Origin of the sequence: Alicyclobacillus sp. ALC3, from assembly GCF_028751195.1 — a bacterium.
Classification (GTDB): Bacteria; Bacillota; Bacilli; order Alicyclobacillales; family Alicyclobacillaceae; genus Alicyclobacillus_L.
Genome location: NZ_CP066784.1, coordinates 1,868,788 through 1,895,636, shown reverse-complemented (window position 1 = coordinate 1,895,636; position 26,849 = coordinate 1,868,788). Strand labels below are relative to the sequence as shown.

Genomic DNA, 26,849 nt, shown 5'->3' with positions numbered 1-26,849 from the left:
ATGGGGGACTGGAAACTCATCGCACTCGACATGGATGGGACGCTGCTCGCACCCGATGAGTCAATTTCGCATGAGAACCTCACCGCGATTGAACAGGCGCGTGCGGCCGGGATCGAAGTGACCATCGCCACAGGTCGGGCTGTGGAAGGTGTCGTTTGGCAGCATGCCAAGGCACTCGGACTGACCATGCCCCTCGTCACTGTGAACGGCGGCGAGGTGTGGAGCATGGAGGGGGAACTGCTGTATCGACGCCCGCTCGTGGCGTCTGATGTACTTGAACTCCACCAACTTGCGCTGTCGGTGCACGCGCATTTCTGGGGGCGGACGACGGAGCGGTTTGTGCGCAACGACAACATGCCGGAGAACGCAGCGACCGCCGAGTGGCTGAAATTCGGGTTCTACAGTGACGATGCAGACATCATGGACTCTCTGTGGGAGACCCTTGGTAACGACTCGCGGTTTGAACTCACCAATTCGGGTCGTCTCAACATCGAAGTGAACGCAGCCGGCGTGACCAAAGCCGCTGGGCTCCAACTGATTTGTGACCGCGCGGGGATTGACGCTAACCAGGTGATCGCGATGGGCGACAGCCTCAACGACATCTCGATGTTGCGCTGGGCTGGACTCGGCGTCGCAATGGGCAACGCGCAGGAAGTCGTGAAAGAAGCTGCCGACACGATGACTGGCGATTGCCTGGAGAACGGCGTGGCGCAGGCGATTCGCCGCATTCTCAACGACTAGCGAGGGGGCTGTCCCGCAAGGCCGTGTATGCCTGAGGGACAGCCCCCTCTCGCCCGTATGAGGGACGTGATCCAACGTTGATTGTTGACATAATCAGCACGTTAACGTCCTCAGACATCGTTATCGTCTGATTTGTTTACATAACTCGATTGTATAACGCTGTGAAACAGCGTTATGACCGTCTCGACCCCCGGTTTTGCGCCCTTTTCTCAAAGGTAACGCGCCTTGAGCGCGTTATCCGACTTTAATTCTTGATATCCACGCCGATAACGCGGTGTCGGCTCGTTATCCCCCGCGAAACAGCCGTCTCTGGCTCATCGTCGACGACAGGTTCACAGAAGGCCGTGGTAAGGCGATGGTTTAACGCGCATAAAGCTCGCTATCGGTCTGGAGTTTACATAATTCGACGTGCGAATGCTCAAAAAGTTCGCTAGTTCGGCCAAAACCCATGGTTTTGGTCACTTTTCCGATCCCGAACGCACTTTCTGGTCGCTATTTGCCGCGCATAGCGGCGATTATCCTTCTTAGCGTTCTAATTGTTCGCTACGATCACGTCGATTGCGCAAGCTCTTATGGTGGGCATAGATTGCGGTGGCGTGTACAGTCTAGGGAGGAGACGATGGAAGTGGATGGTGAGCCATGAAGCGAACCGCACGGTGGATGCCATCTACCCACCCAAGCCAGGCACGATGAAAGGCAGCCTAATTCCTTCCGGGCATTCGGACACGGAAACGGTCGCCGCCACGACCCTGGGACGCTACGTGATCGTCACATCGACCCAGAGCGGGCGGCGAAGTGTGTGGGCAAACTCCGTGACAAAGTCACATGAACCCACTCCGCGTATCTATACGCCGTGTGAGGGCTGAGGCTAGCGAATAAATCCGTTACTCGACTTGCAACTGGTCAAACAAGAAGGCGTAGATGTCCGCTTGCTCGTCGATCTGCTTGGCGACGGGCTTCCCGTGTCCGTGACCTGCCGCCGTGTCAATCCGCAGCCACACTTTATTCGCGGATGCAGCCTTGTCCTGCAACGTCGCTGCGAGCTTGAACGGATGGGCTGGCACAACGCGGTCATCCGTATCACCTGTGTGAATGAGAATCGGCGGGTACTCTGCTCCCTCCCCCACATTGTGCAGCGGGGAGTAGGCATACATAAAGCGAAAATGCTCGGCGCTCTCCACTGCGTTGCCGTATTCTGGCACCCAGTACCGGCCAACAGTGAAAAGGTGGTAGCGGAGCATGTCGGCAACAGGGACGCCGCAGACGACGGCGCCGTACAAGTCAGGGCGCTGCAGCATGCAGGCTGATACCAAGAGGCCGCCGTTGCTGCCGCCGCTGATGGCCAACCTGCCAGGGTTTGTGTAGCCGTTTGCGCACAGGTACTCTGCGGCTGCGATGAAGTCGTCGAAGACGTTCTGCTTGTTTTGCAACATTCCTGCACGGTGCCAGGCATCGCCGTACTCGCCGCCACCGCGAAGGTTTGCGAGAGCATAGACTCCACCTTGCTCGAGCAGGAGCAGTGGCGGAACACTGAACGCGGGTGTACGACTGACGTTGAAGCCGCCGTATCCCGTGAGCAGGACCGGGTTGGTGCCGTCGAGTTGCAAGCCTTTTTTGTGCGTCAAGAACATTGGGACCTTTGTGCCGTCTTTCGACGGGTAGAAGACTTGGGTGGTTTCGTACTGCGACAAGTCGGTCGGCAAGTCAGGTTGAAAGATGACCTCTGTCGTTTTGTCCATCACGTTGTGCCGCAGCACAGTTGGCGGAAACAGGAACGATGTAAATGTGACGAACAGCTCAGGTTCATTGTCCCGCGCATGCCAGTCAAGAAGCGCGCCAAGGGTAGGCAGTGGGATGTCGTGCGAAAAGCCGCCATCGAGGTCGTAAACGCTCAGTTCATGGTGAGCGTCGCGCATGGCGAGCAGAACCAGGGACCCTCCCGCGAGGCAGGCGTCCGCCATCACGACTGCTTGCTCAGGCACGACCGTCCGCCAGTGTGCTTTATCGGGTCGCTGCAGGTCGATGGCAATCACGCGCCCGCGCGGAGCGTCGTTGTCCGTTAGGAAGTAGAAAGTGTTGTCGCGGTTGCCAAGGGGTTGATAACTTGCATCAAACGCTTCGAACAGCCGCACGAAGCCGAACTCGTCTGCCTGCGGGGCGTCGCGGCCGTCAAGCGGTCGATAGTAAATGCCAGTTTCCGTCGCTGTGCCGTTGGTGACAAGCAGCACCAGCGTTCGGCCGTCATCGGTCACGATTGGGTGAAAGCCTAGTTCTTTCGCGTCCGGGCGTTCGTACACAAGTACATCTTGTCTCTGGTCGGTGCCGCGAACGTGCCAGTAGACCCGAGAATAGTTACTGCCGTCCTCTGGGGGCACCGTCCCTGGCTCAGGGAAACGCGTGTAGTAGAAGCCGCTTTCGTCCGGCGTCCAGGCGAGGTTGGTAAACTTACAAAAACGAAGTTCGTCCTGCAAGTCTTCGCCTGTCTCTGTGTCACGCACGCGCACGACTTGCCAGTCGCTGCCGTTTTCCGAGATCGCGTAGGCGACATAGCGGCCGTCCTTGGTAAAGCTGAAGTTTGATAGTTCCGCAGTGCCAGTTGAGTTCATTGTGTTTGGGTCAATCAAGACACGCGCCTGTTTATCACCTGCCGCATCGAGGGTAGGCTGGAGGTAAAGAATTGGCTGGTTCTGCAATCCGCTGTTTTTCGACCAGTAGTATGTACCCCCTGCCCGTCCGGGCGACTGGCGTCTTGGGAAGTTCCACAGCGACTCTAGGCGTTTGTGCAGGGTGTCGCGAACCGGGAGCGAGTGCAGGTAGGCAAAGGTAGACTGGTTTTGTGCCTGGATGAAGGCCTTTGTGTCTGGGTCGGCTGGGTCTTCAAGCCAACGATAGGGGTCTGCGACCGAAGTGCCATGGAAGTTGTCGACGACGTCGACAGTGCGCCACTGCTTGGACATGTACTCCTCTCCTTACTACCGGTAGGGTGTGGTCAACGGTCAACGGTCAACGGTCAACGGTCAACGAAGACTTGGTTTTACTTGCGGCTTTGCACTTCGTAAATCGCGTACTTCAAGTAGTGTCCTTCCTCGACGCCCGCGATTTCCGGGTGGTCTTTGGCTGCGCCTGAGAAATGGACAAGGCGCAGGATTTTGTGCGCATCGGTCGCCGCGTCGAGAACAGTCGCTTGAAACAGATCGGGCAGCATGTGAAACGAGCAACTGGCCGTGACCAAATAACCACCGTCTTTCACCATCCGTACGCCACGCAGGTTGATTTCCTTATACCCGCGAATTGCACCTTCGAGCGCTCGCTTGGACTTTGCGAAGGCGGGCGGGTCAAGCATGACAACGTCGAACAGTCGGCCATCCCGGTCTGCGTCGCGCAAGAAATCGAAGGCATTGGCCTCCTGGAAGTCAATTTTGTCTGCCAGGCCATTCATTTCGGCGTTTCGACGAGCGACTTCCAATGCCGATCCCGAAATGTCCACGCCAGTCACGCGCTTTGCGCCGTAGTGCGCCGCATGGACGGCAAATCCGCCGGTGTGGCAAAAACAGTCAAGCACCTCTGCGTTTGGAACGAACGGGGCGATGGCAGCGCGGTTATCCCGCTGGTCGTAGAAGTAACCAGTTTTTTGGCCTTCGTACAAATCGGCCAGGAAAGTGAGTCCGTGTTCCTCAATCTGTGCGAGGCGCGGCACCTCGCCCCACCAGAGACCAGTGTGCTCCTCAAGCCCTTCGAGTCTGCGGACAGAGACGTCGTTGCGCAGGTACACGCCGAGCGGACGAAACACTTCTTCAATTGCCGACCGAAGCACCGGTTTGAGTCTCTCCATGCCGTAGGATAAAATTTGAGCGACGAGTACGTCGCCATAGCGGTCAATAATAAGACCAGGCAGGAAGTCGGCCTCACCGTACACCAAACGGCAGAACCGGGTGTCAGGCAGAAGTCGCTCCCGGTACGCCAAGGCTGCTTGTAGGCGGCGGACGGCCCAAGCTGTATCAATGGACTCATCTGCCCGGTACGTTAGCACTCGAGCGTAAATTTGCGACTTCGGGTTTGCGTACCCTTTCGCCAAAAAGGCACCTTGGTGATTGACGATCTCCACCACGTCGCCTGGGGCTGGTTCACCGCCTGACACGGTGTCGATTTCACTGGCGTAAACCCATGGATGCCCTTGCTCCAGCCGTTTCTTGCGCTGTCTTTTGAGTTTCAATTGTGTCGTCATATGTAGAACGTAGCGATTCCAACCGGCAATGTCAAAGCAGGGGGGCACCATTTGCAATGAACTGGATCGTGTGGCTGGTAGTCAGCCTGTTTCTAGTCGCAGCCGCGATCGCGTGGATTATTCTGCACCTCTTTCGCAGGTGGAGACGTGATCTGCCGAATCCACCGTACCGACAGCCCGCACAGCGCCCAAGGCCGGACGAATTTTCGGACGATGAAGTGACCGTGTGCTGGGTCGGACATTCAACTGTGTACATCAATTTTTATGGGCTCCGAATCCTCACCGATCCGGTGTTTTCAGACAGGGTAGGGCTCAGAGTTTTGCGTCTGTTTACGGTCGGAGTGAAGCGCCATACAGCACCCGCGCTGCGTCCTGAGGATATATCCGGGAAAGTGGATGTCATTTTGCTGTCGCACGCGCACATGGACCACTTCGACATACCGAGCCTGCGCAAGCTGCAAAGCTCGGCCACGCAGGTCGTAACGGCGACGGGTACGGGGCGTCTGTTGCGTCGATTCACTTTTTCTGCTGTGACAGAACTCGGTGGCCGTGACCGGATTCAGTTGGACAACGGCCTGGCTGTGACGGCAGTGCCGGTACGACACTGGGGCAACCGATTTCCGTGGAATCGGGGCTATGGGTATACGGGGTACCTCATTTCGTACCGCGGTGTTCAGATTTTCTTTGCCGGGGATACGGCCTACACACCTGGTTTCACCGACCTAAAGTCGGTCGGAGCGATTGACTTGGCGCTGATCCCGATTGGCGCCTATTCACCAGATGCCTACCAGGGTAACCACTGCACACCGGAACAGGCGTGGCAGATGTTTGAAGACTCTGGTGCGCGATTTCTGGCCCCGATTCACTGGGATACCTTTGTGCTTTCCGACGAACCCATCGACGAGCCGATCAAGCGGCTGCAGAAGGTAGCTCCCGACCAGGCGCAAATTGTCTGGCGTCGCCACGGCGATGTATTTCGCTTCATTCCACAACAAAACGACTGAGGCGCTTGGCCCTCAGCCGTTTTGATCATTGGAAATCTCAGTTTTGCAGCTTACCAACTGTTGTGGTGATTTGCAACTTCCGCCATCCACACGTCCGCCCACTTTTGGACTTCGTTCATCATCGGTTCTAAGTCGCGCCCCTTTTGGGTCAACTCGTACTCGATGCGAACGGGTGTCTCCGGATATACATGGCGCATTAAGATTCCGGCAGACTCCAACTCTTTAAAGCGCTCCGCAAGCATGCGGTCGCTCATGTTGGGGATCATGGCGGAAATATCTTTAAAGCGTTTCGGGCCGCCGAGCAGCGCTCGGATGATTAGACCCGTCCAGCGCTTCCCCAGTAGTTCAAAAGCGGATTCAAACTTGGGACACATCAACTCGTCACTCATTCGACCTCACGCTCCATATGCGCTTATGGTAACACAACTGCTTGACAAAAGTAAGTGCAGTATGCGCGTTACGTACGATGGAACTGGGGGGAGGTGGAATTTGTTCGTCCTCCAGATTGTGGTATGCTAACCATCAGACCTCTTCATGCCCGCCGAAACAGCTCCACGGACGCGGCTTTTACGCGCATCAATCGGCTGTAGAGATGATTAAGGAGGAGAGAACATGGATTGGTATGAGCGGTTGGCGAACTACTTTCCCGAACACGAGATGAAACACCCCGGACAGCTTCGCGATCTGCTCGATCACCACGAAGCTTACCGGAAACTGGAGAGCCCAGAGTTTATCGTCACGTATGCAGAGTTCGCGGATTTTCTGTTTATCGACTACCTGTTGGTGAATTCACAGACCAGAGGCAAGGGAACCGGCAGTCGCCTGTTGGACCGCTTCAAACAACGTGGAAAGACGCTGATTGTGGAGGTCGAACTGCCCGACGTTGAGGACACTGACACGCTTTTGCGCGTGCGGTTTTACGAAAGAAACGGGTTTAAGCGAGCCGAGCGCATAACGTATACGCGGTCGGACGAGGACGGCGAGCCGTACACGATGGACGTCTACTACTGGAGTCCAAGTGAAGTGGCGGAAAAGTCTGTCTTGCACAACATGAAGACAATCTGCCGCGAGATCCACAACTTCCGCTCAGAGAAGTACTACGGACGTTTGCTTGCAGACCCGGAAGAAGTGCTTGACTGGGAGAATTAACGCAGTGCGCGGGCGCTGACGGCGAGGAGTCGGTGTTCCCGATAAAACTCTTCAGCAAGTGGAACTATGGTGTAGCCGGCCAAGCGTGTGCCCTCGAACTCGCACTTGTGCTCGTAACACGACCGATCGCGAAGCATTTGAGTGAGGAAACGAGACACGTGCGCCGGAACACCGTGGTTGTCCGGGTGCAAGACCCAGTCACTGGGTTTCCACTCCAAGAGCCCTTCCCGTGTCTGTGTCACGCCAGACCACTGCATGTGGGACTCAACCTCTGACATAAATGCGTACATCCCGGCTCGCCCAGACCCGCCAGTGTTCCAAGTGACAATACCTGAAAAGTCTGCCTTCTCAAGGTGCAGTCCTGTCTCTTCGCGGACCTCGCGAAGCACTCCCTCCAGAGGCGTTTCCGTCGGTTCCAACTTTCCCCCCACGCCGTTCCACAGCCCCATGTTCGGTGCTCGGTTGCGGTTTAGCATTAGGACACTTTCCCCACATCGTATAAAGCAGATTGTATACCGTAGCAGGTGTCCCACCCTGTGCACCCCGTTTCGCCTACTGACGCTAGCGTACAATGAATTCGCAAGGTGGACAAGGGGTGCGCAAACACCTCGGTGGAAGTCGTTAGCCTCGAAAGGCCAGGCAGGAGCAGCTCTGGTTCCACAGAATCAGGCGCAAACACCGTTTGGTGGTGACAACTTACAGAATTGCGTCATAAACTGTCGCGCGCCAAAAACCGTCGTGGACAATTGGCGTGCTGCGGAGACGGTGCACTCATATTACCGATTCTCCATTGACGCGCACTGCGCGATTGAGTAAACTAAAGAAACTTAAAACACATTAAACAGCTCGGAATAGGTGGTGTTGTGTGTGAGTGAAGTTCTGGAGAGCACCTTGACACAGGCGGAGATCGAGTACCTGGCCAGTACGCTGGATGGGTCTGACCCACTCGAAATTTTGCATGTGATTAAGGAACGAGTCCCGAACGTTGCATTGGCGTGCAGCTTCGGTGCGGAAGACATGGTACTTGTCGACATGTGGATGAAAGTAGACCCGGAGGGCTCAGTGTTCTATATTGATACCGATGTCCTATTTGCGGAAACCTACGCACTGCGCGACCGCTCAGTCGCGAAATACGGGTTGCCGAACTTGATTCAGGTCAAGTCACGCCTGAGTCTTCCGGAGCAAACACAGCAGTATGGAGACAAACTGTGGGCGCGTGATCCAAATCAGTGCTGTTTCGTGCGCAAAGTAGAACCGCTTGAGCGCGCACTTGCTTCGTTTGACGGGTGGATTACGGGGATTCGCCGTGACCAGGCGCCGACGCGTGCGAATGCAAAGGTTGTCGAGTGGGACCAAAAGTTCAGTCTCGTCAAAACCAACCCGCTTGCCGCTTGGACTTCCGACGATGTGTGGGACTATATCCACGCGAACGATGTCCCGTATAACCCGCTACACGACCAAGGGTATCCGAGCATCGGCTGCCTGCACTGCACGAAGCCAGTCAAGCCTGGGCAAGACCCCCGCAGCGGACGTTGGGCTGGTTTTGAGAAGACAGAGTGCGGTTTGCATAAGTAAGGGCGAACCCGTCTAGTCCGAATCGAATTCTTGAACCGAAAACATGGATGAACAGTGCGCCGCGCTCTATGCGTGGGCTGCGCTGATTACAAAGGAGGACATTGGTTTGGCAGGTTTGTCGACACCGCATGGAGGAACGCTAATCAACCGCTGGGTAACGGGGGCGGAGGCCACGGAGAAGTTGCGCGAAGCCGAACAGTGGCCCAGACTGCCGATTTCGGCGTGGACACTGTCCGACCTAGAGTTAATCGGTATTGGCGCATTTTCGCCTTTGTCCGGTTTCATGAACAAGGCGGAGTGGGAGAGCGTCCTCGACACGATGCGGCTGCCTTCTGGCGCCGTGTGGACAGTTCCCATCCTCTTGCCAGTCAGTGAAGAGACTGCAAAGACACTGTCGCTCGGGCAGCATGTGGCGCTGGTGGCGGAAGACGGCAACATCTACGGGACGATCGAAGTGACAGAGGTATTCAAAGGCGACCCGGAACGGGAGTCGGCGGCGACCTTTGGCACGACGGAACTGGAGCACCCAGGTGTCGCCCGCGTCTTCGCTCGCGACCCTTGGTGCGTAGCCGGGCCGATCACGCTTTTGCGCCGCCAACAGCATGAACAGTTCGCCGAGAGCTACTACGACCCGGCACAGACTCGGGAGATCTTCCAAGAAAAAGGCTGGAAGACGGTGGTCGGTTTTCAGACGCGTAACCCTGTGCACCGGGCGCACGAGTACATTCAGAAGTGCGCGCTGGAGACTGTCGATGCGCTGTTCCTGAACCCGCTGGTGGGACAGACCAAATCTGACGACATACCGGCCGATGTGCGCATGAAGAGTTACAAGGTACTGCTCGCCAAATATTACCCGAAAGACCGCGTGTTTTTCGCCGCGTACCCGGCCGCGATGCGCTACGCCGGACCGCGCGAAGCAGTCTTCCACGCAATGGTGCGCAAGAACTACGGCTGCACGCACTTCATCGTCGGTCGCGACCACGCTGGTGTAGGCAGTTACTACGGGACGTACGACGCACAAAAGATCTTCTCGAATTTTTCTCCAGAAGAACTTGGTATCGCACCAATGTTCTTTGAAAACAGTTTTTACTGCGAGAAGTGTGACGGGATGGCGTCAGAGAAGACCTGTCCGCACAGCAGCGAAGACCGCTATATCCTCTCTGGCACGAAGGTGAGAGCGATTCTGCGCAGCGGCGAGCGGCCGTCGCCGAAGTTCACCCGCCCGGAAGTCGCGGACGTCCTCGTAGCCGGGCTCGCGGAGGTGAAACCTGTTGAGTCATAAGAGCGAGATCGACAGTGCAGGCGAAGCGACGGAACGGGTGTCGAGCAAAGGGACGGTGGCCACGGCAGGCGGTGCAGATGCACCGCCTGTGCGGTCCCCCGAAGAGTCAAAAGTGGAAACAATCAAACGAAACAGTCGACAACTGCGAGGAACAATCACTGAGGCGCTGATCGACGGATCACACAAATTTGAGGAAGACAACGTGCAGGTGCTCAAGTTTCACGGCGTCTACCAGCAGGACGACCGCGACCTTCGCGCAAAGTTGCGCAAAGAAGGGAAAGACAAAGCGTACAGCATGATGGTTCGGGCGCGCATTCCCGGCGGCAAGCTGACGGCTATGCAGTACCTGGTGTTCGACCAAATCTCGGACGTTTACGGCGGCGGCTCCTTGCGTATCACGACACGCCAGACCTTCCAGTTGCACGGGATTCTGAAGGGCAACCTGAAGTCGACCATCGCCGACATTCACAGCGCTCTCGTCACGACACTTGGCGGTTGTGGTGACCAAGTGCGCAACATCAACACCTGCCCAGAGCCTGTCGACGACCTCTACCATCGACAGATGCAAAGTGACCTCGATGCGCTCGTCGACCGCTTTGGCGCAAAGACAAACGCCTACCACGAGATTTGGCTAGATGATGAGAAGGTTACACCGGACGTGGAGGAAGAGCCGTTTTATGGAGAGACCTACTTGCCGCGCAAGTTCAAGTTTGCCATTGCGCCCGAAGGCGACAACTGCATCGACGTCTACGCCAACGACATCGGGCTGGTCGCGCACAGGCAGGGGGATAAGGTAGAGGGTTACACCGTCCTGGTTGGAGGCGGTATGGGCCGGACCGCAAGCGTCAAAGAGACCTACCCAAGGCTTGCCACACCGCTGATGTTTGTCACCCGCGCAGAGCTTGTCGAGACTTGTACGGCGATTGTCGGCATTCAACGCGACTACGGCAATCGGTCCGAGCGGCGTTTTGCGCGCTTCAAGTACCTGCTGGACGCGAAAGGTATGGACTGGTTCATCGCGGAACTGGAGTCGCGCCTCGGCCGCACCTTAACGCCGCCGCGAGACCTTGTTTGGACTTCATCCGACGACCACTTTGGCTGGCACTCAGACAATCATGGACATGGCTACCTCGGCCTCTACATTCCGAGCGGTCGCATTGCCGACTTACCGCATCGCAAGCTCAAGTCGACACTGCGCGATATTGTACGCGAGTTTTCGCCGACTGTGCATCTGACGCCGCAGCAAAACCTCATCTTCTCCGGTTTGACTGAGGCCGACCGAGTCGCGATTGAAGCTCGTCTGCAAACGGCTGGAGTCGCCTTGCCAAGCGAACTGTCGAAGGTGGAGCTGCACGCGATGGCCTGCGTCGCACTGCCCACCTGTGGACTTGCGACGACGGAGTCGGAGCGCGTGCTGCCACAAGTCCTCCCGAAGTTTGAAGAGATGTTCGCAGAGTTTGGCATTTTGGATGAGCCCATCAGCATTCGCATGACGGGCTGCCCGAACGGATGCGCTCGCCCGTATGTCGCGGACATCGCGTTTGTCGGCCGCTCGATGGGCAAGTACGACGTCATGCTCGCAGGGGATGTGCTCGGAACCCGCATCAACCAACTCTATCGCGAACTTGTGCCGCTGGAAGAGTTGGCGAACACGGTGCGCCCCGTTGTGGCTGCATACGCCGATGAGCGACAGGCTGGCGAGCGGTTTGGCGACTACTGTGAGCGGGTCGGGTTGGAGCGGTTCCGATGACCGGTCGCGTCTACCTCGTTGGTGCGGGACCGGGCGACGCCGGCCTGTTGACGACGCGCGGTCGACGCCTCTTGTCCGCAGCTGACGCTGTGGTGTACGACCGCCTCATCTCCCCGCGGTTGCTCGACTTCGTCCCGCGACAGGCAGAGCAGGTGTATGTCGGGAAGTCCCCAGGCCGGCACGCGCTGACCCAGGAGGCGATTCAAGAGTTGCTGGTCGATCTCGCTGGGCGCCACGAAACGGTCGTACGCCTCAAAGGTGGCGATCCGTTTGTCTTCGGACGCGGCGGTGAGGAGGCGCAGTGGATGGGCCGCCACGGCGTGACGTTTGAAGTGGTGCCCGGTGTCACGTCGGCTGTTTCGGTTCCGGCCTACGCCGGCATCCCGCTGACAGCTCGCGGCATATCTTGCGGCTTCGCGGTTGTGACCGGGCAGTCTGGGGATTTGACGGTCCCGGACGTCACCGCATGTGTCGACCTGCTGCGCCTTGGGGGCACGCTCGTCGTGCTGATGGGCATGGGACGCCTTCGCGAGATTGCAGCAGTGCTCACGGCCAGTGGGGTGTCGGTGGACCTGCCTGCTGCCGCCGTGCAGTGGGGTACTCGCGCAATGCAGCGCAGTGTCCACGCGACACTTGGCACGCTCGCTTGCGAAGTGGAGTCGGCTGGCCTCGGTGCACCGGCCGTGATTGTCATTGGCGAGACGGCCCTGATGCACGCAGACATCGCATGGGTGACAGAACGTTCACTGCATGGGAAGAGAGTCGTCCTCGCTGTCGAGACGGAGCACGAGGCCACGCAAGCCGGCGAACTGTTGGAGTCGCTCGGCGCGGAGTTCGTCACGTTTTCGTCCGAGCGAGAAGCGATGGTGAACGACGGCGCGGTCGCAGCGGATGTGTCGCTGGTGATGGGTGAGCATGGCGTAATGGCGGCTGAGGTTGGGCTGGCAGCGAAGCTGTCGCGGGCGAGCGGACAGAGCTCGGCGACCAGCGAGACCAGCGAGACCAGCGAGCGTCGGCTGTCCTTTGCGACTGCCCTCGACGCCGCGCTGTTTTTCCGGCGGTGGGCCGAGACCGGGGCGGACGTGCGGCGCCTGGCTGGCGTCACGCTGGCGGCAACGCCGACCGCCGCCAAGGTGCTGCTCTCGCTCGGGCTCATCCCGGATGCTGCCCTGTCGGACTCGGCTGATACGTCGGCTTACGCAGAAGGTTTTACCCTGCCGCGCCACGTCGCGGAAGTGCTCAGCACCGGAGATGTGGACGCGGTCTGGGTGACATCCGAGATCGCGTGGAATAGCTTGACACGGGCCGCAAGCAACCTGGGGTGCAGTTTGCCGTCAAAAGTGGATCTCTGTGCGGCGCTCTGCTGGCACGGCGTGAGCGAAATGCTCGGCGCGAACCAGACACGGCCAGGGTACGGCCTGAGTCCGGTCGCGGTGGGTGGACGTGCGTGATCACGGCGATTGTCCTCCTCAGTCACGGCACCCGCGACACCGCGGGCGTGTCCGAGTTTCACCGTTTTTGCGACGAGGTGAACCGGGTCATCCTGGCGCGTTCGCCCCAATTTGGCCTCGCGCCAGGGGAACTGTGCGTGGAGCGGGCTTTCCTCGAACTTTGCGATCCCGATGTACCCACGACCCTCGCCGCCTGTGCCGAGGCGGGGGTCGAACGCGTCGTGCTAGTGCCCCTGTTGCTGTTCGAGGCGGGCCATGCCAAGCAAGACATCCCCGGGCTGATTGACCAAGCGCGGCGCTCAGGCGTCCATCTTCCTGTTGACGTAGTGCCGCCGATTGGCCAAGACGAAGTGTTCATCGAAGTTGCTGCTGCCCGCGTGCAGGCAGTCGTGATGGCGGGCGATGGGCAATTTGCCCACGCGGGCGCTAGGCTGCCGACTGGTGTACAGGGGCACAACGTGGTGGCAAACGATGGCGCTGCACTCCTCTTCGTCGGGCGCGGCGGCACAGACCCTGCAGCTCGCGCGGATGCACTTGCGGTTGCTGCGGCAGTCGCTGCGGTGGTTGCGCGTACGTCCGGAATTGGCAACTGGGCCTCGGCCTTCTTGGCGGGACCGGGCCCTGACGTGCACGCTGCCGCGCGGGAGCTACTGGCTCGGTCCAGTCGCCTGCAACGCGTGGTCGCGCTGCCGTATCTGTGGTTCACGGGTCGGCTGGTGCGGGCGTTGCATGGCCAGTTGCTTGGCGCTCTACCCGACGGCGTGTGCCTGACGATGGCGGACCACCTGGGCTGCCATCCTGGGCTCGTCGAGCGTGTCGCATGCCGCGCGCTGGCGTTCGCCTTCGGCTCCGGTCGGCCAGGGCAAGAGTTGGTGGCGACGACGGTGCGCAGCAAGTGGGACGAGTAGAGGAGGCGTGGAGGCGTGGAGCTACGCGCGTTGAAGTGGCGTGATCGCGCTGCTGAACGTGTCGATTATGTCGCTAAACGCGTCAACGAGGCTTACGGGTCTGTCGCCTCCCCGCCCACACGTCACGCATGGCCTCCCCGCCCACACGTCGCGCATGGCCTCCCCGCTCGTCACGAGGCGTCAGCCTGTGGCCTGTGGCATTTTGACGAGACGTCGGACTGGCGAGTAGAGCACCCACAGCCCAGAGAGCAGCATGCCTGCGACGGCAAGTCCCATGGTCGAGCGAATCCCGATGGCCTGGCCGACTAGGCCCGCCCCCAGCGTCCCGAGGGCCGTCATGCCAATATCCAGGCCTCGCATGGTCGCGTTGACCCGTCCTAGCAGGTGATCGCTTGTCAGCGTTTGGCGCAGTGTCGTATCGAAAATTTCGTACATCGTGCCAGCTGTGTCGCCAATCAGCTGGGCAGCGAACAGGCAGGCGACTGACCGCCAAATGGGGCCGCCAGCGAGCAACCAGAAGCCGCCGGCTGAAGCTTGTACAAACAGCGAGACAACCATCGTGCGGCCAAGCCCAAAGCGCTTGGCGGTACGGCCTGCGACCGCCGCACCGAGCAGCGAGCCGAAGCCTCCCATGGTGACTGTGACGCCGAACCAAAACGGTGAAAGCCCGAGAGTCCGTAGTGCGTACAGCGTGTCGAGCACGAAGATGGCGCTGCTGGCGAACCCGTATGTCGCCATCGCTCCGGTCAGAGCGAAAAGTACGCGGTTGTTGCCAATCACCCGTAAGCCCTCTACAAACTCCTGACGCAACGGCTGTTGTAAGGCGTGAACGTGACGTTCCGGCCTGTGTTCCCGCCCTCGCACGCTGATCAGCGAACTTGCAGAGAACAGGTAGCTGAGCGCGTCAATTCCGACCGCAATTGGTGCCGTTAAAGCCTGTACGAGCAACCCGGTCAATCCGGGACCGACAGCTTCAGCGAAGGACGCGGTCACACTGAGCTTAGTGTTGCCTTCGACTAGCCGGTCGCGGCCAATCAGCCAAGGTACATAGGCTTGATAGGAGACATCGAACAGAAGCGACAAAATGCTGGAGCAACCCGCCACAGCATAGAGCACCCATAAGTGAAGATGGCCGGTGAGAGCGAGCACAGGGACGAGCAGCAGCAGACAAGCTCGCAGTACGTCAGCCGCAAGCATCAGTGGGCGTCGCGCGAATCGGTCGACGATGACGCCGATGAACAGACCGAACGCCGCTGCAGGAAGCTTCGTCGCAAGGCTAAGGCCGCTCATCGACAACGGCGTGACGCCCATCGAAAGGACGGCGAGCATGGGGAGACCTTCGCGGGTGATGCGTGATCCGATTTCTGACACGGTCTGCCCGCTCCACAGTTTCAGAAAATCGCGGTGCTTCCACAGTGTCATTTGTGTCAGCCCTCCGGTTCCTCGCCGCGACCGTCAGAAACGCGCGAGCGCAGCACGCGCTGCAGCCACCAGACAGCGCCAGCGACGGCGACGCCGTAGACGGTCAGCCACGCCATGGTGCCCCAAAAGTGCGTCGTCAGCTGTGAACCGGCCACTGTAAACACCACCATCGTGGGGAGTTTGCCGATGAGCGTGGCAATCACAAACTGCGACTTCGAAATGCCTGTCACGGCTCCGGCAGTGTTGACGACAGAGGAGGGGAAGACCGGGATGAGCCGAGTCACTAACACAGCGTAAAAGCCGTGGCGCTCGACGTACGCGACCACGGACTGCCACGCGCGATAGCGTCCGAGCCAGTGATGGACGGGTCTGCGCAAGACCAGGCGTTCAAGAAAAAACTTCGCAAGCGCACCTGCGCACGCGCCCAACCAGGTGGACACAATGGCGAGGGGCAGCGGGTCAACCGCGCCGACTGCCGCGGCAATCAGCGGGATCGGCAGGACGGGAAGAAACGAGACAATCACGATGAGGATGAAGCCAATGACAGCGGCAGCCGAGCCACCGTGAGAGATGAGGTGGTACCAGGTGTGCAGGTGTGACAGCATGGAAAGTCCTCTCTAGAGCATGCGTGGTTCTGAGGCCCACGTTAATGTGTTCATTGTACCTGATGACTGTCGAGTGGAAAATCACTGTTCGACCGTGGACCCTCACTTGCGGCGTTTCTTAGGGGCGTGTATCGTTGTCTTGAACAACATGAGGGGGTGAGGTGCGCGTGAAAGCTGTACTGATGGACGGATTTGGCGGTCCCGAAGTACTTTCGCTAGGTACGGCGCCCGATCCGGTCATTGGCGAAAGCGAACTGTTGGTGCGCGTGCGCGCCACGGCACTGAATCGCGCCGATTTGTTACAGAGAATGGGTGGATATCCAGCGCCTAAGGGCACATCCGACATCCTTGGCCTTGAGATGGCAGGGGAAGTTGTACACGCGGGGCCGGCCGTTTCAGGCTGGAAACGTGGTGATCGCGTTTGCGCCTTGTTGCCGGGCGGGGGCTACGCTGAACTCGTCGCAGTTCCGGCGGGCATGGCGATGCGCATTCCCGACGATATGACCTTCGAACAGGCGGCGGCAATACCGGAAGTGTTTTTGACGGCGTATCTCAATCTGTTTCGCTTGGCAGGAATGCAGGCTGACGACAAAATACTTGTCCACGCTGGCGCGAGCGGAGTCGGCACCGCCGCCATCCAGTTGATTCGCGAGGCGGGCGCGACGTCGATGGTGACAGCGGGATCGTCGGACAAGCTGAATCAGTGTATCCAACTCGGCGCCACGGCAGGTTGGAACTACAAAAACGGACCGTTCGCTTCCTGGGTGCACGAGCGGACTGACGGCCGCGGCGTTGACATTATCCTCGACTTTATCGGCGAACCCTATTTTGAACAGAACATTACTTCGCTGGCCGTTGATGGCCGCTTGGTAGTCATCGGTACGATGGGCGGCACTGACGTTTCGACACTGAACCTCGGTGAAATTCTGCGACGCCGTCTGCAGATTATCGGAACGGCCCTACGTTCACGCAGCCGTTCGTACAAGATTCAGTTGACGCAAGACTTTGCAGCGTTTGCGTTGCCGCGCTTTGCGGATGGTCGGTTGAAGCCAGTCGTCGACCGTGTCTTTGACTGGACCGAAGTTCAAGCGGCACACGCGTATATGGCATCTAACGCCAACACTGGCAAGATCGTCTTGCGCGTATCTTAGTGGAATTGCACTTGGTGCGGGCGCTGGCCAGGCATTGACCTGCCTGGTTGGCGCCCTACCGCACAGTGTTAGGTCTCTTCGGAAGGAAGCGACATCGATGAATGTGAAGGCCATGGTGGCCGCATCAGTGACGTTGCTCTTGTGGTCTTCTGCCTTCGCAGGCATCCGCGTCGGCCTCGCTGCCGGTTACACAGCGGGACACGTGGTATTGATTCGCTTCCTCAGCGCTTCAGCCGTGTTTGCCATTTACGCGGCAGTGCGCAGAATTGCGGTGCCGCGTCTGCGCGACATCCCGTTCATCGCTGTGCTCGGATTTTCCGGGATCTCGGTGTACCACATTGCCCTGACGTTCGGCGAACGCACGGTGCAAGCTGGCACAGCCAGCTTAATCATCGCGAGCGCACCTGCGTTCACCGCGCTCATTGCCGTGTTCGCGCTTTCCGAACGCCTTAACCGCTTCGGCTGGCTGGGGATTGGACTTGGCTTTGGAGGAGTCGCTGTCATTGCGTTTGCGTCCGGCCACTCCCCGAGTTTTACGTACGGCGCGATGTTGCTTGTACTTGCTGCCGTCGGTACGTCGTTCTTCTTCGTCTATCAGAAGGCGTTGTATACGCGCTATTCGCCCATTGACATGTCGGCGTACTTTACTTGGTTTGGGACGATCCCGATGCTTTGGTTCACACCTGGGCTCATCCACCAAATTGCGCGGGTACCCGTTAGCGGGACCCTGACCATCCTCTACATCGGCGTCTTCCCGGCGGCCATTGCCTACGGAGCGTGGGCGATTGCCTTGTCAGCTGGGCGTGCGGGGGTCGTCACGAGCGCGCTGTACCTCGAACCTGTGCTGGCGATAGTCGTGGCGTGGATTTGGATCGGCGAGGTACCGCATCTCATTTCAATTCTGGGCGGCGCCCTCGCCACTGCCGGCGTGATTGTCACAAGTTTGTGGGGACATGACAAGACGGTGCCAAACGCTGTAACGGTCTACGCTGAAGCGCCGTCTCAAGAGGGGTGAAAAATGTGGCAGAGAAGTTGGAAGAAGCCGCCATCGCACGCAGTCTGACGAACCTACCCGATTGGAAACGGGAGGACAAGACCATCTTGCGGCGCTACCGGTTTGGGTCGTTCCGATCAGCGATCGCATTTGTGAACGCTGTTGCAGAGCTCGCAGAGGCGCGCAATCACCACCCGTTTATCGCGGTTGACTTCAAGTTAGTCACGGTGCGACTGACCAGTTGGCACGCAGGTGGCTTAACGGACGATGATTTTACAGAGGCAGAGCTGGTAGACGGGATGTACCGAGAGATGGTGACGAACGCACAGCAACCAGAGCAGTAGGAGATAGAGCAGTAGGAGACACAGCTGACCTCCGGTGGATTTTGCTATACTGAAGAGGTTTCGAACGCTTGGCCGGCGTGTGGTTTTTGGGGCTGCTAACTTACAGAGAGGGGGACCTCCTACGAACTGGATGAAATCCACGTGGAGTTGGATTTACCCTGCCGTGATTGGTGTCGTCATCGCATTTGGGCTTCACCATTACGTGGCCTATGCGGCCGATGTCCCCACTGATTCGATGAGCCCAACCATCCCCGCTCCATGTTATATCTTCGTGGATCGTGTATCGACTGAACTGGGCCATATCTACCGCGGTGAAGTCGTGTTGTTTCACTTTCCGGACGACCCGAGTCAAATTTACGTCAAGCGCGTGATTGGCATGCCAGGCGATACGGTGACGATTACGTACAACCAGGTATACATCAACGGGCACTTACTCAATCAGCCGTGGCCACACGGTCCAAACGTCCATGGCCTTGGCACTTATCACGTACCCCAAGGACACTACTTCATGATGGGCGACAACCGCCCGGTTTCCTATGACAGCCGGTTTTGGGTCCACCACTACGTCGCCCGTTCCGCGATTATCGGGCAGGCGGACGCTGTCATTTTCCCGTTTTCCAAGTGGGGGCCAATTATGCAGTAACGGCTTGGCCCCCATTTACCGGTGCAGGGCATGACTCACGACGAGGAACATGACGAGCCACAGCAACCCTATCCCCATCAGTCCCCACTCAACCCTTCTGAGCGGTTCCCGCTCGACTGTGAAAGTCCGGTTCCACAGGCGATCCCGGCTGTAGCCCCGCGCCTCGATCGCCAGCGCGACATCCTCGCCAAGCCGTAGCACTGACAGCAGCAGTGGTACGAGTAGTGACGGAGTGTCACGCAGGCGCAGGCTGTTGCCGCGGGTGGGGTACTTCCCACGCACCCGAGCGATCAGCGCGAACCGGTCTGTCTCACGGAAAATCAGCGGAATAAAGCGCAGCATGAGGGCGGCAGCGAGAGCGAAGGCACTGACGGGCAGCCCAATCTTCGCGAGCGGTGCGAGGCCGCGCTCCAGGCCTTTTTTCATAGCGAGTGTGCTCGTCGTGGTTGACAATAGGCTACCGAGCACCACGACGACCATCACCTTCGCCATTTGCGTTAGCGTCAGTGAGGCAGAGTGGAACGCGTAAGCCACTGGGCCGACGTGCCATAACCCGGCAGTCGTGTGCCCGAAGCGGAGCCCGGACACGACGCCGGAAGCCGCCGCGACCCATAACAACGGCCGCAGCGCCTGCACTGTCTGGCGCAGGGACAACCCAGCAGACGCTGCAACCACCACCGTGCAGAGTGCCGCCAGCCCGATTCCGAGCCAGGTCGTCTGAACTAAGACGGCGACGGATGCGAGAACAACGAACACCCACTTAGCGCGAGGGTCGAAACCATCCAACCAACCGCGGCGCCACACCGCTGCTGTCTGCGCAGGCGGTGACACAGGAGAGTGGGTGCTCCAGGGAACCTGGCCTGGCAGGCCAGGTCGGGGTGCCTGGTCAGGCTGGTGTGGCTGCGCAGGCTGGGCACTGGTCGGCGGAGACGGTTCGGTCTGGTCGGCCCCGCTGGAAAGCGGAGGTGCGTGTAGGTCAAAGCGCATCATGCCCAGGTCGGCGATGGCAGGGCGAGCGGTCTTCTCCTCTCGCAGCGGGGGCGTTTCAGCTACAATGGCATCTGCCAAAGCGTCCGGGTCAGCAAGCGTCGGAACGTGAGTCCATCCCGCCTCGTGCAACGCGATCGCGAGAGCAATCCGGTCGGGCAAGCCGACCCCGGCCGTCTGCCACGGGTGAGGGGTTTCAAGTGCAGATGTTACGGGGCCGGACCAACAGACACTGCCGCATTCAAGTATCACCAGGTCAGTAGCGATCGGGAGGAGCCAGTCTAGGTCGTGCGTGGCAATGACGATGCCTCCTCGCCCCGAATCGCGCCTGCTGGACACGAGGGTTTTTACAAGGGTCACGAACGAGCCCACAGACATCGGGTCAAGCCCGGCTGTGGGCTCGTCGAACCACAGCCAGTCGGCGCCCGTCGCCACTGTCGCCGCCATCGCCACACGCCGTTTCTGTCCAGCGCTCAAACTGAGCGGTGACTCGTGGAGGACAGCAGGGTCTAGGTGAAAATCCGAGATCGCAGTGGCAATGCGGCGTTCGACTTCCATTGACGGCAAGTTATATGGACGCAGGGAGTACACGAGTTCGTCTCTCACGGTTCGCGCAAACAGTTGGTCCTCGGGCTGTTGGAACACGTAGCCGATCCGTTGTTGCACCGTTTGGTTGAGGCGCTTTCCGTCCCCCTCCCAGAGGATTGCCTCATCGTATCGAACGCGGCCCTTCGCCAGTGGCCACACACCAGCAGCAGCCCGTAGCAAACTAGACTTGCCAGCGCCAGAGGTGCCGACGACGAGGGTCACGTGCCCATCCAAAAAGGTACAGTTCAGCTCGCCAGGAATCGGATCACGGCTGCGAGGCGGCAACACACGAACGCCTTCGACGACTACTGGCACTCTGGTGTCACCGCCTTCACCTGTGATTTGACGAGTGATTCGACCAGTGATTCGACGGTCAGTGCGCCGGCCGTCGGCAAGTCGCGTACTGCGCATGCCTGTGCGACGGCTGCGATGTACGGCAGGGGAAAGCCGATCTCCTGACACGGGCCAGAAAAGAAACTCCGCGGGTCGCCGGAGAACGCAACCTGCCCTGCGGAGAGGGCCAGCACCCGGTCAGCGGCGGCAAGTTCCTCGAGCCGCTGCGTGATCCACACGACTGCGTGACCGTCTGCGCACAACTGACGGACGGTGTTCAGCAGGTGCCGTTGGTGAACGGGATCGAGCATGGAAGTTGGCTCGTCGAACACTAGCACCGGTACGTCCACGGCCAGTGCGCTTGCAACTGCGAGCCGCTGCTTCTGCCCGCCAGACAGCGTGTCGGTCGGCTGGTCAAGCGGCAGTGACAGACCAGCGCGTTGTAGCGCGAGTTTCATCCGGGCAGGCGCTTGAGAACCAGGCACCGCGTGGTTTTCGAGGCCGAAGCGAAGGTCCTCTTCGACTGTGGCTCCGACAATTTGGGCGTCCGGATTCTGAAACACAAGTTGAACGTGATTTGAGAGGGAGGGAGTCTGCGCTGGCATCTGTGCCTGTGCCTGTGCCTGTGCCTGTGCCTGTGCCTGTGCCTGTGCCTGTGCCTGAGCTGAAGCGTGTTCTGGGGTGTGTTCTGCGGCGCCCGCAAACCGCACCTTTCCTCGCGATGTCGCGAGCAGCCCTGCCAGGACCTTCCCCAACGTGCTCTTGCCGCTGCCATTCGGACCGGTGACAGCCAACCACTCTCCGCGTTCGATCGTAAATGACAAGTCGGAGAGCACAGGACGAAAGCCATCAGCGGTATGAAAGGAGACAGATACGCGATCGACACAGAGTGGGAACATGGGTGGTGGTGAGGTTGTGGACTTGTGCAACGTGCCCGTTGCTGCAACATCTGTTGGACTCATAGGACAGGCACCTCGGGACAGATAAGGGGCCTCGGAGGAGATAGGCACCTCTTAATTGTTAACACAGCGATGGTATAAAGTTAACAAATTGGCTGGAGGGACGCAACGGCACCCCAGACCGGTAGCTGTGCCCGGGCAGCTGGGACAGTCGCGGGGCTGCGATGGATGTATGGAGCGTGGGGAGTCGCGGGGCTGCGATGGATGTATGGAGCGTGGGGAGCCGCGGGGCTGCGATAAGCGCACCGAACAGCTTATGTGCCGTAGATGGCCCGGAAATAGCTTGTTTAAGCCGTTGGGAACAGCTTATAGCCCTCATGGCGGCGGTCCAGGGTGCCAAATTGCACCGTTAGGGATTTCCGGACGGCTTATAATCCACGAAAAGTCATAAAAACTGGCAGATTAGCTGTTCTGCGCGGCTATTTCGAGGGGGTGATCACGAAACCTCTCCTCGGGCCTACGCATCGCAGGCTCAAGCATCGCAGGCTCAAGCATCGCAGGTGCCGAGGACCCATGGACCAGCCCAAGGCACCCACCCGCCGGGCCAGTTTCCTCAGCGGAACAGGACAGCGCCGAGAATCAGTAACACGTCTGCGAGGATCCACCCAAAGACGCGGCTAGACTTGCCATTGTTGCTGCGAGTGAAGATGTGGACACAGATGACGCCGACCACCATGAAAACGGGGTGCAAAATGCTGGGTGGCTTGGTGACGAAAATCCACGTAGCAATGCCGAGCAGGACCTCAAGGTCGAGCAGGCCGATGACGGCACCGCGCAAGCCCTTCGGCACGCCGCTGCTGCGTGTGACTTCAAGAAAGGTCGCAATCACCGCCAGCACAATCAAGAGAATACCTAACACCATGTGCACTATTCCCATATCCTGCGAATTCCTCCTTCTCCCGGTTCCGTTGCACTGCATATCGCATTGCCCACCTACGCGTACTCCTGACAGCTACAGGAGGTGGATCCTTTAGGACTGCACCAATGGTGGCTGCGCACGTTCCAATGGTGGCTGCGCACGTTCCAATGGTGGCTGCGCACGTTCCAATGGTGGCTGCGCACGTGCATTGTGGCAGTCGGCTGTGTCTAGCTGGCTGCTGCTACCGCTGTTTCTGTTCACTCGATTCGCCCAGCTTGCCTTCGTCCAGCTTCCCTTCGATCTTGCGCGTAAACAAATGTCGGTCGTCCGATGTCAGACACCGGCCTGTCTCGAGATCGAACTGCCAGCCGTGCATGCGGCACGTCAGAATTCCATCCTCCACGTGGCCAAAGCGGGTCAGGTCTGCCTTCAAGTGGGGACAGCGCCGCTGCACCAGATAGCCATCGCATTCCCATAGGTCCTGCACAGGCGCCTTCTCCGCCAAATAACCCTCAAGGTACTGAATCCGCTCTTGCGATAAACACTTGAAGAAGTTGTAGATGTGCTCATTGTAGGCGCCCTTTCTCTGCGCGCGGAAGCGGCAGGAGAGGAACAACTCGTTGACCCAGTCGTCGTAGTGGTTGAGGATACACTTCTCGACGAGACCGTGTTCGATCTCGAAGATGTAGTCCCACTCACCGCCATCCCACACGTCGACCGTGCGGTTGTGGAAGTCGAGACAAATCCGTTCCGACCCAAGGTCGAGAACAATGAGTCCGTTGATCCCGGCCGCTGTCACATCCGCCTGCCTCATCAAAGGTTCGAACCATTCCTTCAACCTCGGTAGCACATCAACTTCTCCGTGCGGCCACGAGGCGCGTTCAGCTTCGATGGCGCCACGTTGTCTGGCTTGGTAGGCTTTTAGGTACCCCTCTTTGTCGGTGAAGATAGCATTCACTTCGGCGTCAGGCACCGGGTGCTCGACTCGGCACTCGCCGTTCGCAAGCGTCATGACGCTGTCTGGAAGCATCAATCGTCCCGAATTAACGCCGTGATCGCGCATGTACTCAAGGAATACCGTCTGATCCGGGAAGATGTTCGTGTCCGAACGGTGAAAATCGTTGAGTTCAAACAAGTCGTCGTCGAGGAAACACGGAGGGCCTGCGGACGGAACGACATACTTAGCGTCAATCTCGGTAACGTATTTCAGCGCGCGCGCCATTTGGTTGTCTCGTTTTTTGCGGCTAAGCGTGTCCTTCATCGCCTGCGGGAACTTGTACACCATCGGGTACCAGATGGCTCCGGAGAACTGCAGGAACAGGGCATCGTAGGGACCATGGCTCGCGAGCAGATCCATGTCGACAGGTCGCGAGTCGTTTTGATTGAAAATTCGGGCCTCACCGTCGTCGACCATCAAACCGGAGTCGCCAATCGGTCCGTCTGTCGGCGCTGTGAGCGCGTAGATCATCATGCGCAAACCGTCCTGCTCAAACGGTGTACAGTTTTTGGTCTGGACGAAGTGTTGAAACCCGAGCCCGCGAAGGGCCTGTTCCAGGTGGTTCATCGGGTAGTCCGGCAACAGCACAATCGTGTTTTTGTTGACTACCTCTCGTAGAAACTTCGGATCATAGTGATCATGGTGCAAGTGAGACACGTACAAATACGTGGGGTTAGAAATTTTCTGGCGGTCGATCTGCTCATTGCTCGGGAATGGGAACCACGAGGCAAAGTATGCCGGGTGAAACCACGGGTCACAGAGAATGCTGCCGTACTTTGTCTCGATGAACAGGCCAGCTTGGCCGAGGAACGTGATCTTCAATACATACCCTCCTACATCGCTGCTGCTTGTCTCTCCCTATTGTATGGGTACGAGGCGGATGGACGCAAATTGGTGGCGACAGAAGAACTCGTTGGATAATGGCTGGACTAGGCTGGCATACTGCCGACTGCAGGCCTGTTGCTTGGGTCGAGCTGTAATCGGAGGTGATTGTAGTGAAGCAAGTAGCGGTAGAGCCAGCGCTGAACAATGTGAAGGAGTACCTGGAGAGCCAGGGTTGCTCGTGTGTGGAGACGCCGGCGCAGTCCGAGGCGGCAACGGCTTCAACTGAAGCGTCAGCGGGGAACGTTTGCTGCTATGTTGTGACGGGGGCAGACCAAAACCTGATGGGGATGCAGGATGTGGTCGCGAACGTGCCCGTGATCAACGCTGATGGGATGTCTCCGCAACAGGTGTACGACCGTGTGAAGGAGTACATGAGTTAACCGGGCCAGGCTGAGTTTGTTGGCGCTTGCGGCTTGCGGCTTGCTGCGGACAAAGGGCTGTCCCACTGGACTTAACGGTCTGATGGGGCAGTCCTTGTGTATGCACTTGCCGTTTCGTTTTGAACGCGAGTAGAACGAGCTGCGCCTCGACCTTGCGCTAAACGGGCGCTATCGGGGCGGAATCCCGGTCAAGTCTGAGAGAGAGCGTAAATTCGTCAATCTGTAGCGACGCTAGCGTCGCTAATCGACTGGTTCTCGGCGTCACGGTACTGATTGCGCCAATTTGGCGCTCCCAGACGCCCTGCCGCCAGCCGGAGCCAGTCGTTCCTTGACGGTCTTCAACCGCTGTCCGTGCAGCGGGTAGAACAGGAACGAGCCGACCGCGAGCAGCACGGACAGCATGGGTGCAAAGCTGAGCAGAAAGTGAATGCCCACCGCGACGGCCGGCGCTTCATGCGCGGCGTGCGGCACGTAGTGGGAGCGGTTGAGTACCTCGGTCGTCAGCACGGCGTTCAGCGAAACACCCCAGCGCACGATGAACCCCTGCACGCCGAAGTACATGCCTTCGCGTGGAGTGCCTGTCTTCACGTGGTCCTCGTCAATCACGTCCGACAGCAGCACGTCGAGCAGAATCATCAGCCCCGCCAGGCTCAGTCCGAGCACCGCGGCCCATGCGATGGCCATCGTCTGGGAAGAGATGAACCAGAAGCCAATCAGCGACACTGCGAAGATGGTGCCCGCGGTGATGACCGCACTGCGCGGGCCGATGCGGTTGGTGATGGCGCTCCAGGCGTAGACCATCGGCAGTGCGACGATGAACATCGAGCCGAGCATCAGGGTCTGGACAAGTCCGGAGGCGTGTAGAACGTACTCGCCGAAGAACGGGATTGCGCCTGGGATGATCTGAAAGGCTAGTTGGAAAAAGAACGAGCCAATCACGTAAAAGACGAACGAGCGGTTGTGAAACGTAGCAACCAGTGCCTGGCCAAGCGGCAATCCAGCCTTCACCTCAGCTGCTCCGGTCCGGTCCCACGAACCGTACACTGCAACAACGAAGCTGATGAGACCAACGATACCGAAGATGAGACCCAGGGTCGTCCAGCCGAGGGTGGTGTAGATGAGCGGCGGGATGGCGACGCCGACAATCATGCCGATGATGCCAAACATCTGTCGCCAGGCAGAGACCACGGAACGGTCACGCAGGCGATGGAACAACTCGGGAAACTGGGAAGTCCAGTTTAACACCACAAAGACGTAAAAAATGTCGTATAAAAGGACGACGATAAAGAAGTAGACGAGGAGTGCTTGAACGTGCGTCTTTGCTACGAGTGGCGACCAAATCAGGACGTAGACCACAGCGAGCGGCAACATACCGCCGATCATCCACGGCAGACGGCGCCCGAGCCTTGATTTGGTGCCGTCCGACAGCTGTCCGGAGACAGGATTGAGGACTGCGTTAAAAATGCCGTGAATGACGAGTGCGGTGGAGATCCAAGTATCCGGTACTCGCAGCTGATCGACGTAGTAGAAGTATGCGAATGTTGAAAACGCCTGAATCAGCATGGAGGCGCCGACATTGCCGGCGCTGTAGGCGACCATTCGACCTGTGCGCATCGT

General features: G+C 58.8%; 25 protein-coding genes. 14 read left to right on the top strand and 11 right to left on the bottom strand.

What is annotated here, in order from left to right; all coding sequences use genetic code 11:
• Both JC200_RS08895 and JC200_RS08890 read left to right on the top strand, forming a co-directional pair.
• Positions 1 to 741, top strand: coding sequence for a Cof-type HAD-IIB family hydrolase (locus tag JC200_RS08895; RefSeq protein WP_274435905.1), 741 nt, complete (start codon positions 1 to 3; stop codon positions 739 to 741).
• Positions 742 to 1,370: 629 nt separating this feature from the next.
• The gene (locus JC200_RS08890) at positions 1,371 to 1,607 is read left to right on the top strand and encodes a hypothetical protein (protein WP_274435904.1); all 237 of its coding nucleotides are present in this window, start codon (positions 1,371 to 1,373) and stop codon (positions 1,605 to 1,607) included.
• A gap of 18 nt (positions 1,608 to 1,625) precedes the next feature.
• Here JC200_RS08890 and JC200_RS08885 read toward each other — a convergent pair whose 3' ends face one another.
• Both JC200_RS08885 and JC200_RS08880 read right to left on the bottom strand, forming a co-directional pair.
• Complete coding sequence (locus JC200_RS08885; RefSeq protein ID WP_274435903.1) at positions 1,626 to 3,698, bottom strand: prolyl oligopeptidase family serine peptidase; 2,073 nt, start codon at positions 3,696 to 3,698, stop codon at positions 1,626 to 1,628.
• Positions 3,699 to 3,775: 77 nt separating this feature from the next.
• Positions 3,776 to 4,966 carry a class I SAM-dependent rRNA methyltransferase gene (locus JC200_RS08880; RefSeq protein ID WP_274436506.1) on the bottom strand — a complete coding sequence of 397 codons (1,191 nt, stop codon included), beginning with the start codon at positions 4,964 to 4,966 and terminating at the stop codon, positions 3,776 to 3,778.
• Between the two features lie 56 nt (positions 4,967 to 5,022).
• Here JC200_RS08880 and JC200_RS08875 point away from each other — a divergent pair, with 56 nt between their 5' ends.
• Positions 5,023 to 5,970, top strand: a complete 948-nt coding sequence (locus JC200_RS08875; RefSeq protein WP_274435902.1) for an MBL fold metallo-hydrolase — start codon at positions 5,023 to 5,025, stop codon at positions 5,968 to 5,970.
• A 50-nt stretch (positions 5,971 to 6,020) separates the two neighbouring features.
• Here JC200_RS08875 and JC200_RS08870 read toward each other — a convergent pair whose 3' ends face one another.
• On the bottom strand, positions 6,021 to 6,359 hold the full coding sequence (locus JC200_RS08870) for a winged helix-turn-helix transcriptional regulator (RefSeq protein ID WP_274435901.1): 339 nt from the start codon (positions 6,357 to 6,359) through the stop codon (positions 6,021 to 6,023).
• Positions 6,360 to 6,582: 223 nt separating this feature from the next.
• Here JC200_RS08870 and JC200_RS08865 point away from each other — a divergent pair, with 223 nt between their 5' ends.
• Positions 6,583 to 7,119 carry a GNAT family N-acetyltransferase gene (locus JC200_RS08865; protein ID WP_274435900.1) on the top strand — a complete coding sequence of 179 codons (537 nt, stop codon included), beginning with the start codon at positions 6,583 to 6,585 and terminating at the stop codon, positions 7,117 to 7,119.
• Here the strand turns inward: JC200_RS08865 and JC200_RS08860 are convergent.
• The gene (locus tag JC200_RS08860; protein WP_274435899.1) at positions 7,116 to 7,652 is read right to left on the bottom strand and encodes an NUDIX hydrolase; all 537 of its coding nucleotides are present in this window, start codon (positions 7,650 to 7,652) and stop codon (positions 7,116 to 7,118) included. The two genes, JC200_RS08865 and JC200_RS08860, sit on opposite strands and share 4 nt — an antisense overlap.
• A 346-nt stretch (positions 7,653 to 7,998) precedes the next feature.
• Here JC200_RS08860 and JC200_RS08855 point away from each other — a divergent pair, with 346 nt between their 5' ends.
• The 5 genes from JC200_RS08855 (at position 7,999) to JC200_RS08835 (ending at position 14,085) form a co-directional block, all read left to right on the top strand.
• Positions 7,999 to 8,694 carry a phosphoadenylyl-sulfate reductase gene (locus JC200_RS08855; protein ID WP_274436505.1) on the top strand — a complete coding sequence of 232 codons (696 nt, stop codon included), beginning with the start codon at positions 7,999 to 8,001 and terminating at the stop codon, positions 8,692 to 8,694.
• A 106-nt stretch (positions 8,695 to 8,800) separates the two neighbouring features.
• Positions 8,801 to 9,976: a sulfate adenylyltransferase gene (sat, locus tag JC200_RS08850; protein ID WP_443111882.1), complete on the top strand. Its 1,176-nt coding sequence runs from the start codon at positions 8,801 to 8,803 to the stop codon at positions 9,974 to 9,976.
• Positions 9,966 to 11,726, top strand: coding sequence for an NADPH-dependent assimilatory sulfite reductase hemoprotein subunit (locus JC200_RS08845; protein ID WP_274435898.1), 1,761 nt, complete (start codon positions 9,966 to 9,968; stop codon positions 11,724 to 11,726). The genes sat and JC200_RS08845 overlap by 11 nt, the downstream gene beginning before the upstream one ends.
• Positions 11,723 to 13,177 carry a uroporphyrinogen-III C-methyltransferase gene (gene cobA / locus JC200_RS08840; RefSeq protein WP_274435897.1) on the top strand — a complete coding sequence of 485 codons (1,455 nt, stop codon included), beginning with the start codon at positions 11,723 to 11,725 and terminating at the stop codon, positions 13,175 to 13,177. The genes JC200_RS08845 and cobA overlap by 4 nt, the downstream gene beginning before the upstream one ends.
• Positions 13,174 to 14,085, top strand: a complete 912-nt coding sequence (locus JC200_RS08835) for a sirohydrochlorin chelatase (RefSeq protein ID WP_274435896.1) — start codon at positions 13,174 to 13,176, stop codon at positions 14,083 to 14,085. The genes cobA and JC200_RS08835 overlap by 4 nt, the downstream gene beginning before the upstream one ends.
• A 180-nt stretch (positions 14,086 to 14,265) precedes the next feature.
• Here the strand turns inward: JC200_RS08835 and JC200_RS08830 are convergent, their stop codons facing one another.
• Both JC200_RS08830 and JC200_RS08825 read right to left on the bottom strand, forming a co-directional pair.
• On the bottom strand, positions 14,266 to 15,507 hold the full coding sequence (locus tag JC200_RS08830; protein WP_274435895.1) for an MFS transporter: 1,242 nt from the start codon (positions 15,505 to 15,507) through the stop codon (positions 14,266 to 14,268).
• A gap of 5 nt (positions 15,508 to 15,512) precedes the next feature.
• Positions 15,513 to 16,112, bottom strand: coding sequence for a TVP38/TMEM64 family protein (locus JC200_RS08825; RefSeq protein ID WP_274435894.1), 600 nt, complete (start codon positions 16,110 to 16,112; stop codon positions 15,513 to 15,515).
• 167 nt (positions 16,113 to 16,279) lie between these two features.
• Between JC200_RS08825 and JC200_RS08820 the strand changes: the two genes are divergently transcribed.
• The 4 genes from JC200_RS08820 (at position 16,280) to lepB (ending at position 19,244) form a co-directional block, all read left to right on the top strand.
• Positions 16,280 to 17,263 (top strand): NAD(P)H-quinone oxidoreductase, encoded by a 984-nt coding sequence (locus JC200_RS08820; protein WP_274435893.1) that lies wholly within the window; start codon positions 16,280 to 16,282, stop codon positions 17,261 to 17,263.
• Positions 17,264 to 17,360: 97 nt separating this feature from the next.
• A complete protein-coding gene (locus JC200_RS08815) occupies positions 17,361 to 18,278 on the top strand; it encodes a DMT family transporter (protein ID WP_274435892.1) in 918 nt (305 codons plus the stop codon).
• Between the two features lie 5 nt (positions 18,279 to 18,283).
• A complete protein-coding gene (locus JC200_RS08810) occupies positions 18,284 to 18,601 on the top strand; it encodes a 4a-hydroxytetrahydrobiopterin dehydratase (protein ID WP_274435891.1) in 318 nt (105 codons plus the stop codon).
• 130 nt (positions 18,602 to 18,731) lie between these two features.
• Entirely contained in the window at positions 18,732 to 19,244 is a 513-nt protein-coding gene (gene lepB, locus JC200_RS08805) for a signal peptidase I (RefSeq protein WP_274435890.1), read from the top strand.
• Positions 19,245 to 19,259: 15 nt separating this feature from the next.
• Here lepB and JC200_RS08800 read toward each other — a convergent pair whose 3' ends face one another.
• The 4 genes from JC200_RS08800 to JC200_RS08785 form a co-directional block, all read right to left on the bottom strand.
• Positions 19,260 to 21,134, bottom strand: a complete 1,875-nt coding sequence (locus tag JC200_RS08800; RefSeq protein ID WP_274435889.1) for an ATP-binding cassette domain-containing protein — start codon at positions 21,132 to 21,134, stop codon at positions 19,260 to 19,262.
• Positions 21,125 to 22,114 carry an ATP-binding cassette domain-containing protein gene (locus tag JC200_RS08795; protein WP_274435888.1) on the bottom strand — a complete coding sequence of 330 codons (990 nt, stop codon included), beginning with the start codon at positions 22,112 to 22,114 and terminating at the stop codon, positions 21,125 to 21,127. Before JC200_RS08795 ends, JC200_RS08800 begins: the two co-directional genes overlap by 10 nt.
• 550 nt (positions 22,115 to 22,664) lie before the next feature.
• Positions 22,665 to 22,988 carry a hypothetical protein gene (locus JC200_RS08790; protein ID WP_274435887.1) on the bottom strand — a complete coding sequence of 108 codons (324 nt, stop codon included), beginning with the start codon at positions 22,986 to 22,988 and terminating at the stop codon, positions 22,665 to 22,667.
• A 223-nt stretch (positions 22,989 to 23,211) separates the two neighbouring features.
• Positions 23,212 to 24,789 (bottom strand): Rieske 2Fe-2S domain-containing protein, encoded by a 1,578-nt coding sequence (locus JC200_RS08785; protein WP_274435886.1) that lies wholly within the window; start codon positions 24,787 to 24,789, stop codon positions 23,212 to 23,214.
• A 173-nt stretch (positions 24,790 to 24,962) separates the two neighbouring features.
• On the opposite strand from JC200_RS08785, the gene JC200_RS08780 reads away from it, so the two are divergent.
• Positions 24,963 to 25,232 (top strand): YkuS family protein, encoded by a 270-nt coding sequence (locus JC200_RS08780; protein WP_274435885.1) that lies wholly within the window; start codon positions 24,963 to 24,965, stop codon positions 25,230 to 25,232.
• Between the two features lie 261 nt (positions 25,233 to 25,493).
• Here the strand turns inward: JC200_RS08780 and JC200_RS08775 are convergent, their stop codons facing one another.
• Positions 25,494 to 26,846: an MFS transporter gene (locus tag JC200_RS08775; protein WP_274435884.1), complete on the bottom strand. Its 1,353-nt coding sequence runs from the start codon at positions 26,844 to 26,846 to the stop codon at positions 25,494 to 25,496.
• Positions 26,847 to 26,849: the final 3 nt, after the last annotated feature.